General features: G+C 62.1%; 1 pseudogene. It reads right to left on the minus strand.

Going from position 1 to position 340, the window contains the following annotated elements:
• Positions 1–236 (minus strand): annotated as a pseudogene (locus J4F42_22610) (redoxin domain-containing protein).
• Between the last annotated feature and the right edge of the window lie 104 nt (positions 237–340).

Here is a 340-nt window from a genome sequence, read left to right on the forward strand (position 1 = left end):
GGGTCGATGATAAACGCCGCCGGCTGGATGATATTGCGCTTCTCTTCGTACCAGCAGGTCAGGGTCGCGGCCGTGGCCGGACCGTCCACGCCGTAGATGACGGGAAACGTCAGCCCCGACTTCTCAACCGTCTGTTGGGCCTTGTCGAGCGGGTCGGTTGAGATGGCGTAGACCGAAATCCCGGTCGCCCGAGCCTGTTCGAGATGGGCCTGGTAATCAGCCAACTGCTGATCGCAGAACGGTCACCAGTGGGCCCGATAGGTCAGGACAATGGCATACGGGCTAGAGATGTCGGCCGGTAGATTGATGGTCTCCCCGCCGACGCTCGGACCGCTGATGG

This window comes from Desulfurellaceae bacterium, from assembly GCA_021296095.1.
In the GTDB taxonomy this organism is placed as follows: Bacteria; Desulfobacterota; Binatia; order Bin18; family Bin18; genus JAAXHF01.